The organism is Sphingobacterium sp. 18053, assembly GCF_902706145.1.
Classification (GTDB): domain Bacteria; phylum Bacteroidota; class Bacteroidia; order Sphingobacteriales; family Sphingobacteriaceae; genus Sphingobacterium; species Sphingobacterium paramultivorum.
In genome coordinates this window covers 532,555-547,933 of the sequence record NZ_CACSJW010000004.1, presented here as the reverse complement: position 1 = coordinate 547,933, position 15,379 = coordinate 532,555, and the positions used below count along the sequence as shown (strand labels likewise).

Sequence of the window (15,379 nt, the reverse complement as noted above, 5' to 3'; positions counted from 1 at the left end):
TCTGTCAGAAATTCGATTTTTTTTGAAGTTTTGTTGAAAGATCAAAACGGGGTAGACTAAAAATAAATTTCATTGTATAGTTTTCAAATACTGGTCCGCTTGATGAAATTTTTTGTTTTTTATTTGCCTTAAAGTGCTGATAAACAAAAACTCCCGAAGCGGGGAGCAACAGGAGTTTTCCTAACCAATTATTAACCTAAATTTATGAAAAGTACCTATATAACGTAGTAAGTTCAAAAAATGTTTCAACCGATTGTAGTTTTTTTTACTTTTTAACATTTTTTGACTATTTGCTGTTGATTTTCAATAAAATGTACTACTATTTATTTTGTTTTCTTTTTAGGGGAAATAAAAAACCTGTTAGCGGGGACTAACAGGTTTTTTATAAACTAACTAAATTATTAACCTAAATTTATGAAACTACGAAATAATATTCAAGAAGGATGCCAATGTATTGAACCCGTTAGCTGTTTAACGATTTTTAACAGCCTCTTTTCGGATAAGAAGGGGAGCCCCTAATTCTCAAGACAATCCAGTTAATTTTCAAACCTTTTGTTGCTCATAAGCGTTTATCTAAACAAAAAGATAGCAATCAATGCTGTCTATTTGACGTAACTGTTTAAAAAAAGGTACATGTCTTTAACATATCGCTATCAATTTGAAAATTACGATAGCCCATTTTGGGCTTTTGCCATTCATGATGGACATCAGGTCGATGCGCATTTGATGCCCTACATAAATATTGCAGACGAGGAACGATTACGCGAAGAGGATCCTTATACGGCTATTTTGGCCGAATTACCTTGTAATCGATTTGTATCTGGAACCTCCAGGTTTCAACTGGATCTTAATCGAAAACGAGAAGATGCTATTTATCTTACACCAGAGCAATCTTGGGGGATGCGGGTATGGCGAACAGATCTACCCAATGAACTAAAAGATCAGCTGTATGCAGTCTATGATGGCATATATGATGAAATAAGCCAAGCGATTCAGCGCACGATTGATCGTTATGGCTATTTTATCATGTATGATATTCATAGTTATAATATGCGTCGCGGTGGGGCTGAAACCAGTTTGAACAATGCAACCGACCCTCAGATCAATATTGGGACACAACATAATCACAAAAAATGGCGAACGCTGACTGATCAGGTTTTGGAAGCATTACAGACTGGAAAAGATGGACAAGTTTACGACGTCCGTGAGAATGTAAAGTTTAAGGGCGGATTCCTTTCTGCGTATTTGAATGATAAGTTTGGTGATAAAGGCTGTATTTTTTCCATCGAATTTCGGAAAGACTTTATGGACGAATGGACTGGGGAAGTATTTCCGCAAAAGCTTCAGGAGTATAAGCAACTTCTCTTGCACAGCATTGGAACACTGGAAAATTATTTTGCCTATGAAAGATAATGCGAAACAACTTGCTGGCATTTTAAAAATGATCAAAAATAAGGAGGTTTTCCACGTACAGATTCCGCCAAAAAACAAACTGGTATTTAATCAAGTTGTTCCTTATCTGTTTTTATACAGGCAGTTTTTTAGTCAAGATCCTATGCTGGCAGAGTTGGTTAAATCAGAACCAGCTTATTTTAGGGTAAGAGATTCACAGATGAATGTTTCTGAATGGATCGCTCCAATCCTCAATCAACTTGTCGAAGAGTTTGGTGCTTGTTTGATTATTGAAGCTTGGGCAGCGGATTCAGCACAGGAGGAGGATATCCAAATACATATTGCGCGGAAAAATGTACAGGCTATCGCTCAGTATCTAGGTAAGCAACTGACGACAGAAGAATCGATTTCCAAAGTGGAGATATTGACAGATTCCAAAACAAATGCAACGCAAAGTTTATCCCCTTCGAGTGTGCAGTTGGATAATCTGAACACCAATATATTTTACATGGGGCTGGAGATAAAACCGAAATACCTTTTAGGGGTAGATCAGCAAATTTTACCGATCGATCTGCGTCATTTCCGTGAAGCCATATCCAGGAGTCTGTCGAAAACATTCTTTGAATTCATACGCATACATACCTTATCTAAACCTACGGCATTTAAAATAAGCCAGCCTAAAAAGATGCTTCCTTTAGCTTGGGAGATTGATCAGAAATTAGCGCGGGAAAGCCAACGATTTGATTTTTTATTATTGGTTACACCAACAAATTCTTACGATGCCTGGCAGCAATTTAAAAAAGGAAATTACCGAAAAACTCCTGTGTTTCGATATAGGCCCATGCCCATTGATCCAGATATTATCAAGAGAAACCTCTATAACTTGCATATCGAAGATTTATTTGATCCTTCCATTGCTTATTTGTTTCGTGATAAACGCAAGGAGCTAGATCAGATGATGACCATGTTGAGTGAGCGGGGGAAAGAAGGGTTTTTGTTGGGCAGCATGCAGGTTTTTGGTACTGTCAATGAAAAATTGCTGGAAAAGGCACAGGCAATTTTGACAATTACGACAACGGATCGAGAAGTAAGAACGAAAGAAGAGGATATTGTCTATGCCGAAGAGTTCGCTAAGCTCGCCCAGGAAGAATTGGATTATCTGAAAAACCAAGATCCAAGCTTTGGCACCACAGTGAGGCTACGGGATGATATTTATGGCGTGATGGTAAATCAAGGCGTACTCAATATAAGTAAGCAGTATAGTTTGCCAAGGAATAGGGTAAAGGCACTGATTCAACATGAGGTCGGTACACATATTGTTACTTACTATAATGGGAAGCAACAGCCGTTCAGCCTCTTTAGATTAGGCGTTCCCGGTTATGAAAAACTTCAGGAAGGCCTCGCTGTACTTGCTGAGTATTTGGTAGGGGGCCTGACAAATAATAGACTACGTATTCTGGCTGGAAGAGTTATCGCTGTCCATCATATGCAGCAAGGCAGTTCATTTATTGATACATTTTCAGTCTTGGTAGACAAATACCAATTTTTGACCGAAACAGCTTTTCAAATGACGATGCGGGTCTATCGAAGTGGTGGGCTTACCAAAGATGCATTATACTTGAGTGGTTTAATCGAATTGACCAATTATATCAAGAGTGGACGAGATCTATCTCTGTTGACGATGGGCAAAATCCGCGAAGATTATATACCAATCGTTGAAGAACTCATGTTAAAGGGCGTATTGAAGGCTCCGACCCTGACACCAAGGTATCTAATGGATCCATATAAGGATGCCTTGTTAAACCTCAAAAAGAATAATGGAATATTTCAAATGATTCAGTAATCAGATATTTTATATGAAGATAGCATTCGTGATCAACCAAACCCATAAAGAAACTGCTCGTTTCACGACGACTGTTTTGGCATTGAAAGCCCATCAAATGGGACATGAAATTTATTATATTGGCTTGGCCGATTTCTACTATGAGTCGGCCCATATTGCCGCCCATGTGCGAAAAGTACTCCCTGATCAGATGCTTACCTCTACCAATAGCCTCATGGAAGTATTGCGCGCAACAGAAAAAACTAAGATGATTTTGGAAGATATGGATGTGGTTTGGCTACGATTTGATCCAGTTCTGGATATGGTTAGCCGACCTTGGGCTGCCGCTTCAGCCCTACAATTTGCCGCTCTCCTAAAAGAAAAAGGTGTATTGGTTATCAATGATCCCGATAGCCTTAGTCGGGCTAGTAATAAGTTGTATCTCGAGGGATTTGATGAATCTATTCGACCTAAAACAATTGTAACCCGAAACTATGCCGATGTCATTGAATTTTTTGAACAACAGAATAAACTTATTATTTTGAAACCCTTGAAGGGGTCCGGCGGTAAAAACGTATTTTTAATCAATAAGGATAATCAGCAAAACCTCAAGCAAACTGTAGAAGCTATTGCCCGAGATGGTTATGTGATTGGCCAGGAATATCTTCCGGAAGCTGCCCGCGGTGATATCAGATTCTTTTTACTAAATGGAGAGCCTATTTTGATTAATGGTAAATATGCTGCTGTTCATCGCGTGCAACAAGGGGACGAGATTCGGAGCAATGTGCATCAAGGTGCAAAGACCCAAGCAGCCATTATTTCACCGGAGTTATTGCTTATGGTCGATAAGATCCGGAATAAATTAGTTCAAGACGGAATGTATTTTGTTGGTTTGGATGTGGTAGGAGATCGTATTATGGAAATCAACGTATTTAGTCCGGGTGCATTATGCCAGACGGAAGAAATTGTAAAAGAGGATTTTTCGGCGCTTATTATTGAAAAATTAGCGGAGAAAGTTGCTTTCAGAAAACGAGGTTGATGACAGTTGTATCGATGAAAATTGATGTTGTTGAAATCGCTGCGGGATTGCTAAGCTAATGATTTGCGGTAATTATGAATTTGAAATGAATTACAGGAATTAAATTCTTGTTATTTTTGAAAAAAGAAAAATATGCTGATTATCGATTCTCCATCCCGCAACGCCTATTTTAACATCGCTTCAGAGGAGTATTTATTGGGTAAATTTCCGGAAGAGGATATTTTTTTACTCTATGTAAATGACCCTTCAATTATCGTGGGTAAATTTCAGAATACCTTGGACGAAATCAATCTTGATTATGTCAACGATCATCAGATTAAGGTTGTGCGACGAATGTCTGGTGGTGGTGCTGTTTATCATGATGCTGGAAACTTAAATTTTTCTTTTCATACCTTATTGGGAAATCATGATTTTATGGATTTTTCGACCTTTACCCAGCCGATTGTACATATTTTGAACAAATTGGATATCCCTGCAAAATTAGAAGGAAGAAATGACCTCCTAGTAGATGGGAAGAAGTTTAGTGGAAATGCCAAGCTTGCAAAAAATGGGAAGATGATTCAACATGGTACGATATTGATTGATTCGCAGATGCAGGTATTAAGTGATGCTTTAAAGGTCAATCCATTGAAGTTTGTAGATAAGGCGGTAAAATCGAATCGCGCACGTGTCACAAATTTAATTGAATATTTACCTGCTGGTTTTACGACTGAAGATTTTAAGGAATTGCTGATTGAAGAAATAAAACTTGAGAATCCGGCGGCCAAAATGATTGAGTTTACCGCTTTGGATATTGAAAATATAGAAAAATTGGTCGAAGAGAAGTATGAAACATGGGATTGGAACTTCGGTTTTTCGCCAAATTATAATTTTAAAAAAGCAATTAAGATCCCCGCGGGATTCATCGAGTTGCATTTGGATGTACATAAAGGATACATTGAAAGGGCTAAAATTTTCGGTGATTTTTTTGCATCCCGATCAATTCATGAACTTGAAAATTTATTGATTGGTGAAAAGCATGAGGTAGGAGAGATTGATACCTTATTGAAATCAATTGATTTGACGACGTATTTTGGTAAAGTTGAACCCGCAGAAATTCTTACCTTGTTTAAATAGAAAATGTAGTATTGCCCGATATGGGTGTTAATTAATAAATATATGCCTTGGAATCCAGATATATACAATCAATTTAAAGATATTCGTTTTAAACCGTTTTATGATTTATCTGAACTAATTACTGCCGATAAAATGGAACATGCAGTCGATTTAGGTTGCGGTACAGGTGAACAGACAGCTATCTTAAGCGAACAATTTTCTCAAGCGACCTTTCTTGGGGTAGATTCTTCTGCGGAAATGCTTTCTAAAAGTCATAAGTTGGAAACGGAACGTCTAAAATTTAGGCAAAGTTCCGTTGAGAACTTCCTTGCAGAGCCAAAAACCTGGGATCTTATATTCAGTAATGCTGCTTTACAATGGCTGGAAGATCATCAGGTTCTTTTTCCTCAGCTTATTTCTAAGCTTAATGTTGGCGGGCAATTGGCGATACAAATGCCTTATCAGCCCGAAAATATACTAAATAAAATTTTATTTGAATTGGCGACGGAAGAACCCTATCGATCCTATTTAAGGGGCTGGAATAGGCCTTCTTCGGTATTGGATATTGATACTTATGCGCAATTGTTATTTGATAATGGCCTGGATCAATTAAACCTTTCTCTTCGTGTATATCCACTCATTGCTGCTGATGCAGACATGCTTTACAATTTTATTGCTGGGTCTGCTTTGATTCCTTACATGGAACAATTGGAGGAAGATAAGAAGTCTGTGTTTGTAACTGAATTTAAAACACGCATCAAAAAACATTTTACTAAATTTCCAGCGATCTATTCTTTCAAGCGCATTTTATTATATGGGCGTAAAAGGTAATTCACATATCGATCAGATCGGACCAATGGGCAGCTGTAATCGTCGCTAGGTCTGTTGGGGCTAAAATAATCTGAAGCCCCCTTTTTCCCGCGCTTACCGAAATCGCTGTCTCCAATTGTGCGGCCTCTTCAATAAAGGTTGGGAACTGTTTTTTCATGCCAATAGGTGAACAGCCACCACGAATATAGCCGGTCACCGTTAAAAGGTCTTTCATCGGGAGCATTTCACAGTTTTTATTCCCAGAGGCCTTCGCTATTTTTTTAAGGTCGAGCTGTGCATTTCCAGGAACTACGGCAACAATATAAGGATCTTTGTTGCCTTTTAAGACCAAGGTCTTATAAAGTCTCTCGGGTGACAGACCTAGGGTTTGGGCGACATGCTCAGCACTGACGTCCTGTTCGTCTACCTCATATGCTCTGAGTTCATACGTTATTTTTGCCGTGTCCAACAGCCGAACAGCATTTGTTTTACTCGACATACCCTAGCCTTGTTTTTTCTTATTAAAATAGGTCGTTATGGCATCTAGCGCGTATGCATTCAAACAGTTGCTTGCTTGCAGACCACCCTTTTGAGCCACCAATACACCATATTGCATATCGTGCAATCCCTCTGTACGATGGGCATCGGGATTGATGGAAAGTAAAACTCCTTTCTCTACTGCATAACGGTGCCATCTCCAATCCAGATCTAATCGTAAAGGATTGGCATTTATCTCAATGACAACGCCATTTGCCGCACAAGCATCGATTACCCGTTTAAAATCTAACGGATATCCGGCTCTGCTTAATAATAGTCTTCCTGTTGGATGGCCTAAGATTGTTGTATACGGATTTTCGATCGCTTTGATTAGTCTTGTTGTGGCTTTGTCTTCGTCCATTTTCAGATTGGAGTGGACGGAGGCGACAACGAAGTCAAACTTAGCCAATACCTCATCGGGATAGTCTAATGAACCGTCACCTAGAATATCGGATTCAATTCCCCTGAAAATTTTGAATGGAGCCAATTTTTCGTTTAATGTAGCAATCTCATTCCATTGTTGTTCCAACCGCTCAATGGAGAGGCCGTTGGCATAGACTGCAGTTCGCGAGTGATCGCATATACCCAAATATTCTAGCCCCAGGACATCTTTACAATGTAATGCCATTTGCTCGAGGCTATGTACGCCGTCACTATAGGTGGAGTGATTGTGGAGTGTTCCCCTGAGATCTTTGTATTGAATCAGCTTTGGCAGTGAATGCGTTTGAGCCTGCACTATTTCATCTAACCCCTCTCGTAATTCGGGTTCAATATAATCTAAACCCAAGTTACGGTAAATGGCCTCTTCACTGGAAAGTGAAGGGAGATCTGGTAGAATATTAAATAGGAGATCGAGATGTGCAGTGGATCCGGTACTAAGAATCAGGTCGCGATAAAAATCATTGATATTGCTACTGAAGACTTTGAAAGTAAACCCCAATTCATCGGTCAGTTCTATGGAGTTTTCTGTTTTTTCCACTAAAGTAAGTCCATCAAGGAATTTTTCGACGTTGTCTATACTTTCCGATATTAAAAGATCTACGGTGCTCAAAACCTCGCATTTTCTTCTGAAATCTCCTGTATATGACAGCAGGGAAGAAGGGAAATGCAATTTCAATTCGTTGAAAAATTTTTCTGCCAGCGGAAGCACTTTCGCATATAAAAACCATCCTTTGTTGGAAATAGAAAACTCAATGGATTTTTTGATGTCTTCCTGCGTTTTAAGACCAAACCCTTTTGCTTCTACGAGACGGTTTTCATTACAGGCGTAAAGTAATTCGCCGACACTTTCAATCTCGAGTTCTTTCCAGATAATTTGAATCTTTTTAGGGCCAAGGCCCTTAATATTTAACATTTCAATAATACCGGCTGGTGTGTTTTCAATAAGCTCCTCAAGCTCTTTGAAAGTTCCTGTAGCAGCGACTTCTTTGGCTTTTTCAGCCGTGCTTTTTCCTATTCCAGGCTGTGCACTCAAATCTTCAAGACTAGCCTCGTCAATACGGAAAGGTAGCTTGTCCAACTTAAAAGAGGCACTTGCAATGGATTTTGTTCGAAAAGGATTTTCGTTGTGAAGCTCCATCAATTGGCTACATAATTTGAAAATTTTTGAGATCGCTTTATTGTCCATCGTATTTGAATTGTTAAGCTACAAATATCTTAAATTTTAGGTCAAAATAACAATTCAAATACGGATATTATAGCGTTAAATAATGTAAAAAAGCTACTTTAAATGCCTGTTTTTCTCTATTTCTTGAAATTAACAACAAAGTGACAAATGCATATGCGCTTAACCAAACATTTTGGCTATGTTTGCCGTTTTTGGGTGTTAAAATTGTGGTTATTTTGTGCATATCTTATAAAAACAACCCTATTAAATAGTAAAATATCATGATAGCAGACATTAGTGACAAAGAAATCAGTGGGCTTTATAAAACAGGTATTATTCAACAAACTGCTTATTGGTCTGCAGTAAAAAAAATGCAAGGTATACAATCCAAGGCATTTAATTTTAAATCCAAACAATCCGATCTGTATGTTGGGATCGACGACGATACCTATTTTATCGGCGATCTATTAATTATCATACAAGCCATAGATCAGGAACATAGCATTGCCTATGTACCTTATGGACCTGAGATTGAACCTTCAGATGAAAACCAGGGCTATTTTTTAGAACAGTTATCGGAGAGTTTACGTTCCCATCTGCCACCAAATTGTATAATGATACGCTATGATCTATCTTGGGAATCACATTGGGCTAAAGAGGATGATTGTTATGACCTTCATGGCAATTGGCTAGGGGTGCCGGAGAAACGTATTCAGGAAATGCGCTTTAATTTTAATACAGAAAACTGGAACTTTCATAAAGCCAATACAGATATACTGCCTTCCAATACTATTTTTATGGATCTTAGAAAGGGTGAGGATATGTTGCTTGGAAATATGAAATCTAAGACTCGATATAATATTAATTTAGCAGAGCGAAAAGGAGTACGTGTGCATTCGCTGGGACTTGAAAGTTTGGAGATTTGGTATGAGCTTTATCGGCAGACAGCTCTTCGAAACAACTTTTTCTTACATGATATAAGCTATTTTAAGATCGTTCTTTCTGCAAGGGCAAGTGATACATTATCTCCCGCAGATGTATATCTTTTAGTAGCCGAAGTGGATAGCAAGCCTTTGGCCGCTATGTTTTTGGTAATTGCGGCAAATCGGGGGACTTATCTATACGGAGCTTCTGCTTCCGAAAATCGTAATTATATGGCGACATACGCTTTGCAATGGCGTGCGATGCAGCTTGCGAAAGAAAAAGGTTGTACAGAATATGATTTCTTTGGAGTATCGCCACACGCAGATCCTTCACACCCTTTATATGGACTTTATCGTTTCAAAACAGGATTTGGTGGTGAAATCTACCACCGTATGGGCTGTTGGGATTATCCCTTGGACAATAGGAAATATCAGTACTATGCTTCAATGGAGTTTAAAAACCAGAGCTATCATTTGAGTTAGAAATTAGAAGACCTCACCCAAGGTGAGTCTAACGCCGCGGTGATTCTTACTGATACCATAGTCGATTCCAATGTTGGTGCCCGAGTTTTTGTTAAACTTAATTCGTGCACCAGCACCAGTGCCGACGTTCCAGTCTTCGAACATGGAATTCTTTGGCCCGTTTAATGTCGTAAAGTTCATAAATGCAACAAATCCAAATAAGCCATTTTGGGTGATATCACGACGATATTCCGTTTCTAAATAGTAAAGTGATTTGCCACGAAAACGGCTGACTGGAAAGCCTCTTCCCGAACTATTGTATGGATCCCATCCTAAATTAGGAAGATCAAGATAGGGCGCTTTACTATTAAATACGGTCCAGAAGAAACTTCTTATGGCAATCATATTTTGGCGGTTTCGGTCTTGGGTAAGCCTATGGTATCGTCTAACTTCAAGAAATAGCGATTTCCAATTCTGATCACTTCCTAAAAATGTCGGATTTACACGGAACTGTAAATTGGCATAGTTACCCGACCAAGTATTGATCGAATTGGCGCGTGTATCGTAAATTAAATTGAAGCTGACTCCTGAAGACATGGTATTGTCTTTTAAATCTGTTCCATAAGGGTAGGAAGTGTAGTCTTCGAGCTTGGTATTGCTCGTAGACTTAATATTCATTCTATAATCCAGGTCATAACCAATTCCCATAAAAAGGCCCCCATGAATTCTTTTTAATGCATGTTGGTATAAACGAAAGTAGGTGTAATCTAAATTAATCTGCTGGTCGCCATGATGCTCTTTGCCAATTCCCCAAGTTTCGTGCGGGTATTTTAGTAGGCGGATATCGCCATCAATCACCCATGCATTCTCTTTTAACCAAATGTAAGAACGGATTGGCAGACCAAATCGTTTGCCAAAATTTGTGTAGGGAGTAAATGTCATTTTGGACATATAGGTATCGGAACGATCTCCTAAATAAAATCCTGCGGTTGTACTTGTAATTAAAGCATGCCCTCCTCCAGGAACATTTGTCGAAAAGGGTAAAAAGGAAAAATAGATTTTCTTTCCTGTACTATCGACAGTTTGGGGTGGCTTGATATTTAATATTTCTTTTCCAATATCAATCAGGTCCCGTTGTTTACTTGTATCAGCGAGATGTTTGGTGGTTTCTATTTCATTGACGGGACGTTGTGCATATGCAGTATCGGCAAGTACAAGTAGAACCATCAAAATAGACCATTTAATATAAAAAAGGTATGCGCTATCGTAGTGTGTCATGAAAGAATGCAATCTAGCAGGAAATAGACAGAATAACAATATTCAAACCAATAATTTATTCATTCTGTCACGTTTTGGCTATAAAGAGAATTGATTGGAAATTTCATTCGCCTAGAAAAAAATATCATTTACCGATTTTAATGTAATGTTAATCTAAATGTAATGAAATCAATATATGAGTTGTCTTAACTTTGAATCAGAAAATAAATAAAAAAAGTACGCAACAAATTTATATAGTAAGCGACAATAAAATAAGAAAATATACTAATACATTATAAAATTGAAAAAGATATGAAAACTTTAGTAAAAACATTTGTAGCAGCGGCAATGATTGCAATCTCTACTTGCTCAATGGCTTCAGTTAAGCCAGAAGAACGCAATTTAATTACTGCTGATTTAGCCATCGATGAATACGTTGGTGCAATGACCGAAGGTCAAGTAGCTAATTTGGACAAGCTTTTTACAGCTGATTTTGACCAAAAAATTTGCGGTAAACAAGATTTGAAACATAGCCGTCATGAGATGATTGAATTTTTGAAAAAACAAAAAGGAATCAAGATGAACTGCAGAACAACAACACAGATCGTTGAAGAATTACCTGATTATGCAATAGCGAAAGTTACGATGCAATTTGATGGTTTTGCGAAAACAGATCTGATCACACTTGTTAAAGAAAACGGAACCTGGAAAATTTCTAAATCTGTAAACTCTTATAAATAAGAATTTGCCGTCAAAACTGGTCGATTAAAAATAAGAAAAGGGTATTTAGAATAGAGTAAGTACCCTTTTTTTGTGGAGCATATCAGATTCGAACTGATCACCTCTTCACTGCCAGCGAAGCGCTCTAGCCAAATGAGCTAATGCCCCAGCTTTATTTGGTGTCGCTAAGATAGTACTTTTTTGGATAAACAAAGCCTCTTTTTTATTTTTCTACATATTTTTCTACGCATGTTATTTAGTCGCTTTTTTTTATGGTGTAAATACTTTAGAATCAAGGATCTGTATGTTTGTCTGTTTCAAGATATTTCAATCCTATTGAAAAACAAGTACGTTTAACGAAGATATCTTAAGACCTACCTACTTACGCTCATCCAGATGTATTATTGTTTTTCTGTAAGAAGAGCTTCGGTTCGCTTTATCTGACCTTTATCTTTCCAGGCATCATGGCCAGGAATAACCATGTTAATTTTAGGATATTTTGCCAATAACCTCGCTAGGGATGGCTTCCAGGATTTTATATCCCCATCTGCCGTAAATCCTAGATCTTGGGCTTCGGAGCTTTTTATAAAACAACCACCATCTAGGATCTTATATTCGGGAAACCAGACAACAACATTGTCCATGGAGTGTCCGGCACCAAAAAAGTTCAAAACAAAAGACTGTCCGCCGACGCTGTAGGTTTTATTGGTGGAAACAAGATGAGTGGCCTGGGCTTTGTGATTTGCCTTTAGCAGGTCGTTCGTCATTTTTGTTGCATAGGTTGGAATTCCAATGCGGTTGTAATAAGCAAAGCCACCTGCCCGGTCTTCGTGCCAGTGTGTCGCGTAAACGGCAATGACGGGTAAATTATGTTTTTGTTTGATACTGTCCAATAAGGGTTGATATTGTGTGGAATCCCATGGTGTATCAAAGAGGATAATGCCTTTTTTCGTAATTAGATATACAGCATTAGCAGCATATTTGGTGCCTCCAAATGTATTAAAGGTCGTGTAAAGATACAGTTGCGGATTTATCTTCTCTATTAAAAGAGGTTTTTCTTGCGCTTGTAGAGATGGAGAAAGACCGAGTAAACCAATGCTCATGCACAAACCAACGAGTTTTGTGCGAATATAGGGTGAAAAAAGTGAGATCATATTTTTGAATGTTATAGCATTAACGTTAGAACAAAATGATTATTATTTTTTCAAGACCTTATTAATACATTTTTTAGGTAGACTGAACAAAGTCTTCGCGATAAGGAGTGAACGAATCGATCAGTTCTCCTTCTTCAAGACATTCACATCCATGAATCAATTGTGAATCAATGATACAAGAGTCGCCTGCAGTTAGGATGCTGTCGACACCATTAATATGGTATCGGAATTTTCCTGCACTAACATAAGAAATCTGTGTGTGGGGGTGTTGATGAAGGGCACCGATGGCTCCTTTTTTAAAACGAACTTTCATGAGCATGAGTTCATCATTAAAAACGAGTATTTTTCGCATAACGCCTTCGCCGAGGTCTGTCCATTGCTGCTCGCTGTCGTGTAAGAATATTTCGCTCATCTAATTATTGATTTATGGATGTTTCGATTGAAAAATGCTCTGTTTTTCAATTATAGCAAATAAATATGAATTTACGGCTAGATCCATTGCTTCTTTTGTAGAATATCAACTTGCTTTGCAAAATTTGATAAAAGATGTGGCGAATTAAAAACCAAAAGACTCAAATAAGTGAAAAAACAGTTATTTTGTGCCTGAGCAATATGTATATTACACGATGAATTATTTCGACGAGCTTATTACTTTATTACAAGAAGAGCAGCAATTTGATCGATTACAACATGAAAATTTGTTGTTGAAAAGTAGTTTGAATGAACGAAGAATGCAAGGTGTCACCTGGTTTCCGATTCAGATAACAGATACGGAGCTTGGAAGAGGAGACTATTTGTCCGTTAATTTAAATCGAACAAATCATTATGAGGTCGAACATAAGTTTCGCTTTGGTATGCCAGTTTGCCTGTTCTCAAATCACGATCCCGACCGAGATCGAATAGAGGGCATCATATCTGCGATCAATAGGGACGGGATGCGAATTTCATTTCGTGTCGATGAACTTCCAGAATGGAGCAGAAGAGGGAAGCTTGGTGTTGATTTGTTATTTGATGAGTATTCCTATCGGGAGATGTTCAATGCATTGGAGAAAGGAAAGGAATTGAGCCGTGATGCAAAGCAAGGTAGTTTTGTGAGAAGATTAATCGGTGAAGAGGTGATTCCAACTGAATCTATTGGAAAATTCTATGAGCATCCCAGTTTAAATACGGGGCAAAATAAAGCGATCCAACAGCTATTGGAAGCAAGTACTGTGGCTCTTTTGCATGGGCCGCCGGGGACAGGGAAAACAACAACATTGGTTCAGGCCGTGAGGGCATTGCTAAAACAATACAACAAGCAAGTATTGGTTGTTGCGCCGAGCAATACGGCCGTTGATCTGTTAACCGAACGTTTAGACGCTGCTGGAGTTGCAGTAACAAGAATAGGAAACCCCGTTAAGGTTTCGGAACATCTTCAAGAATTGACACTCGATGCAAAGATTGATCGACATCCCGCAAATAAGGATATTAAAACACTTCAAAAGCAAGTGCGGACGTATACAGAGATGGCTCAAAAATATAAGCGTAATTTTGGAAAGGCTGAGCGGGAGCAAAGAAAAGCATTGTTTGATGAAGCCCATCGAATCAGAAAAGATGTCGATAAGATTCAGGATTTTATCAGTGCAGATGTTTTGGATAAATCCCAGGTAATCACTGCAACTTTGGTTGGATCGAATCATGAGGTTATTCGCAATCGCAGCTATGAAACAGTCATTATTGATGAGGCCGCACAAGCATTGGAGCCTGCTTGCTGGATACCGATATTAAAGGCACATCGGCTTATTTTGGCCGGTGATCACAATCAATTACCTCCAACAGTAAAATCTAGTAGGGTATCTAACCATGGTCTGAGTCATACATTATTCGAAAAATTGGTGGACCATAATCCGCAATTAGTTTCTTTGTTAGATGTGCAGTATCGCATGAATGAACAAATTATGGAATACCCGTCCGCAGCCTTGTATAATGGTTTGTTGAGAGCAGATAGTACAGTGGCACAGTGGAGCTTAGCAGTGGATACCGAGCCGGTCTTATTTATCGATACAGCGGGAGCGGGGTTTGAAGAAACAGAAAGTGACGGCGCAATTTTCAATCTAGGAGAAGCTCATTTTATTAAAGCCCATCTGAACGACCATATTGGGGCTTGGAAAGCTTCCTTGAGCCTAAATGAAAGCCTGAGCATCGGGGTGATCGCACCTTATCGAAAGCAGGCCACTTTATTGAAGGAGGTATTGGATGGGGAAGACGCGCTACGACCTTTTAATGACTTGATTAAAATACAGACAATAGACAGTTTTCAAGGACAGGAGAAGGATGTTATTTATATCAGTTTGACAAGAAGTAACGCCGAACAGCAGATTGGTTTTTTGTCTGATGTTCGCCGGATGAATGTGGCAATGACGAGGGCTAAGAAGAAACTGCTTGTTATTGGAGATAGTGCTACAATAGGTTCACATCCGTTTTACCGAGAATTTATAGCCTATACCGAGTCGATAGGGCACTATCATAGTGTGTGGGAATGGGATATTTCAGCAATATAACGCGAGATGCCACTTCATAGGA

13 protein-coding genes and 1 tRNA gene are annotated in these 15,379 nt (G+C 38.6%); 8 read left to right on the top strand and 6 right to left on the bottom strand.

The window, feature by feature from the left end; all coding sequences use genetic code 11:
* The first annotated feature begins 633 nt into the window (after positions 1–633).
* The 5 genes from GVK91_RS12075 to GVK91_RS12055 all read left to right on the top strand — a co-directional run bounded on the left by GVK91_RS12075 (position 634) and on the right by GVK91_RS12055 (position 6,179).
* A complete protein-coding gene (locus GVK91_RS12075; RefSeq protein ID WP_159729004.1) occupies positions 634–1,413 on the top strand; it encodes an N-formylglutamate amidohydrolase in 780 nt (259 codons plus the stop codon).
* Positions 1,403–3,235 carry a flavohemoglobin expression-modulating QEGLA motif protein gene (locus tag GVK91_RS12070; RefSeq protein WP_159729002.1) on the top strand — a complete coding sequence of 611 codons (1,833 nt, stop codon included), beginning with the start codon at positions 1,403–1,405 and terminating at the stop codon, positions 3,233–3,235. The genes GVK91_RS12075 and GVK91_RS12070 overlap by 11 nt, the downstream gene beginning before the upstream one ends.
* A 13-nt stretch (positions 3,236–3,248) precedes the next feature.
* On the top strand, positions 3,249–4,253 hold the full coding sequence (locus GVK91_RS12065; protein WP_159729000.1) for a glutathione synthase: 1,005 nt from the start codon (positions 3,249–3,251) through the stop codon (positions 4,251–4,253).
* Positions 4,254–4,385: 132 nt separating this feature from the next.
* A complete protein-coding gene (locus tag GVK91_RS12060; protein WP_159728998.1) occupies positions 4,386–5,369 on the top strand; it encodes a lipoate--protein ligase in 984 nt (327 codons plus the stop codon).
* A gap of 42 nt (positions 5,370–5,411) precedes the next feature.
* Positions 5,412–6,179, top strand: coding sequence for a methyltransferase domain-containing protein (locus GVK91_RS12055; RefSeq protein ID WP_159728996.1), 768 nt, complete (start codon positions 5,412–5,414; stop codon positions 6,177–6,179).
* 1 nt (position 6,180) lies between these two features.
* On the opposite strand, the gene ybaK is transcribed toward GVK91_RS12055, so the two are convergent.
* Together ybaK and GVK91_RS12045 are read right to left on the bottom strand one after the other, a co-directional pair.
* Entirely contained in the window at positions 6,181–6,657 is a 477-nt protein-coding gene (ybaK, locus tag GVK91_RS12050) for a Cys-tRNA(Pro) deacylase (RefSeq protein ID WP_159728994.1), read from the bottom strand.
* Positions 6,658–6,660: 3 nt separating this feature from the next.
* A complete protein-coding gene (locus tag GVK91_RS12045; protein ID WP_159728992.1) occupies positions 6,661–8,322 on the bottom strand; it encodes a DNA polymerase/3'-5' exonuclease PolX in 1,662 nt (553 codons plus the stop codon).
* Between the two features lie 260 nt (positions 8,323–8,582).
* Here GVK91_RS12045 and GVK91_RS12040 point away from each other — a divergent pair, with 260 nt between their 5' ends.
* Positions 8,583–9,707 carry a peptidoglycan bridge formation glycyltransferase FemA/FemB family protein gene (locus GVK91_RS12040; RefSeq protein ID WP_159728990.1) on the top strand — a complete coding sequence of 375 codons (1,125 nt, stop codon included), beginning with the start codon at positions 8,583–8,585 and terminating at the stop codon, positions 9,705–9,707.
* A 3-nt stretch (positions 9,708–9,710) separates the two neighbouring features.
* Here the strand turns inward: GVK91_RS12040 and GVK91_RS12035 are convergent, their stop codons facing one another.
* Complete coding sequence (locus GVK91_RS12035) at positions 9,711–10,913, bottom strand: hypothetical protein (protein WP_228280351.1); 1,203 nt, start codon at positions 10,911–10,913, stop codon at positions 9,711–9,713.
* 342 nt (positions 10,914–11,255) lie between these two features.
* Here GVK91_RS12035 and GVK91_RS12030 point away from each other — a divergent pair, with 342 nt between their 5' ends.
* On the top strand, positions 11,256–11,684 hold the full coding sequence (locus GVK91_RS12030) for a nuclear transport factor 2 family protein (protein WP_083663549.1): 429 nt from the start codon (positions 11,256–11,258) through the stop codon (positions 11,682–11,684).
* A 73-nt stretch (positions 11,685–11,757) separates the two neighbouring features.
* Here GVK91_RS12030 and GVK91_RS12025 read toward each other — a convergent pair.
* From GVK91_RS12025 to GVK91_RS12015, 3 genes are all read right to left on the bottom strand, one after another.
* Positions 11,758–11,831: transfer RNA gene (locus tag GVK91_RS12025), tRNA-Ala, on the bottom strand.
* 233 nt (positions 11,832–12,064) lie between these two features.
* Positions 12,065–12,817 (bottom strand): BlaB/IND/MUS family subclass B1 metallo-beta-lactamase, encoded by a 753-nt coding sequence (gene bla / locus GVK91_RS12020; RefSeq protein ID WP_200845604.1) that lies wholly within the window; start codon positions 12,815–12,817, stop codon positions 12,065–12,067.
* Between the two features lie 73 nt (positions 12,818–12,890).
* Positions 12,891–13,229 (bottom strand): cupin domain-containing protein, encoded by a 339-nt coding sequence (locus GVK91_RS12015; protein ID WP_159728988.1) that lies wholly within the window; start codon positions 13,227–13,229, stop codon positions 12,891–12,893.
* Between the two features lie 187 nt (positions 13,230–13,416).
* Here GVK91_RS12015 and GVK91_RS12010 point away from each other — a divergent pair, with 187 nt between their 5' ends.
* Positions 13,417–15,357, top strand: a complete 1,941-nt coding sequence (locus tag GVK91_RS12010) for an AAA domain-containing protein (RefSeq protein WP_235032906.1) — start codon at positions 13,417–13,419, stop codon at positions 15,355–15,357.
* The last annotated feature ends 22 nt before the right edge of the window (positions 15,358–15,379 follow it).

Bases quoted from the DNA above. Each gene is read 5' to 3' on its own strand.
- GVK91_RS12030 (WP_083663549.1), top strand. From the start codon at position 11,256: ATGAAAACTTTAGTAAAAACATTTGTAGCAGCGGCAATGATTGCAATC.
- GVK91_RS12035 (WP_228280351.1), bottom strand. From the start codon at position 10,913: ATGGTTCTACTTGTACTTGCCGATACTGCATATGCACAACGTCCCGTC.
- GVK91_RS12040 (WP_159728990.1), top strand. From the start codon at position 8,583: ATGATAGCAGACATTAGTGACAAAGAAATCAGTGGGCTTTATAAAACA.
- GVK91_RS12070 (WP_159729002.1), top strand. From the start codon at position 1,403: ATGAAAGATAATGCGAAACAACTTGCTGGCATTTTAAAAATGATCAAA.
- GVK91_RS12075 (WP_159729004.1), top strand. From the start codon at position 634: ATGTCTTTAACATATCGCTATCAATTTGAAAATTACGATAGCCCATTT.
- GVK91_RS12045 (WP_159728992.1), bottom strand. From the start codon at position 8,322: ATGGACAATAAAGCGATCTCAAAAATTTTCAAATTATGTAGCCAATTG.
- GVK91_RS12055 (WP_159728996.1), top strand. From the start codon at position 5,412: ATGCCTTGGAATCCAGATATATACAATCAATTTAAAGATATTCGTTTT.
- GVK91_RS12065 (WP_159729000.1), top strand. From the start codon at position 3,249: ATGAAGATAGCATTCGTGATCAACCAAACCCATAAAGAAACTGCTCGT.
- GVK91_RS12015 (WP_159728988.1), bottom strand. From the start codon at position 13,229: ATGAGCGAAATATTCTTACACGACAGCGAGCAGCAATGGACAGACCTC.
- bla (WP_200845604.1), bottom strand. From the start codon at position 12,817: ATGATCTCACTTTTTTCACCCTATATTCGCACAAAACTCGTTGGTTTG.
- GVK91_RS12060 (WP_159728998.1), top strand. From the start codon at position 4,386: ATGCTGATTATCGATTCTCCATCCCGCAACGCCTATTTTAACATCGCT.
- ybaK (WP_159728994.1), bottom strand. From the start codon at position 6,657: ATGTCGAGTAAAACAAATGCTGTTCGGCTGTTGGACACGGCAAAAATA.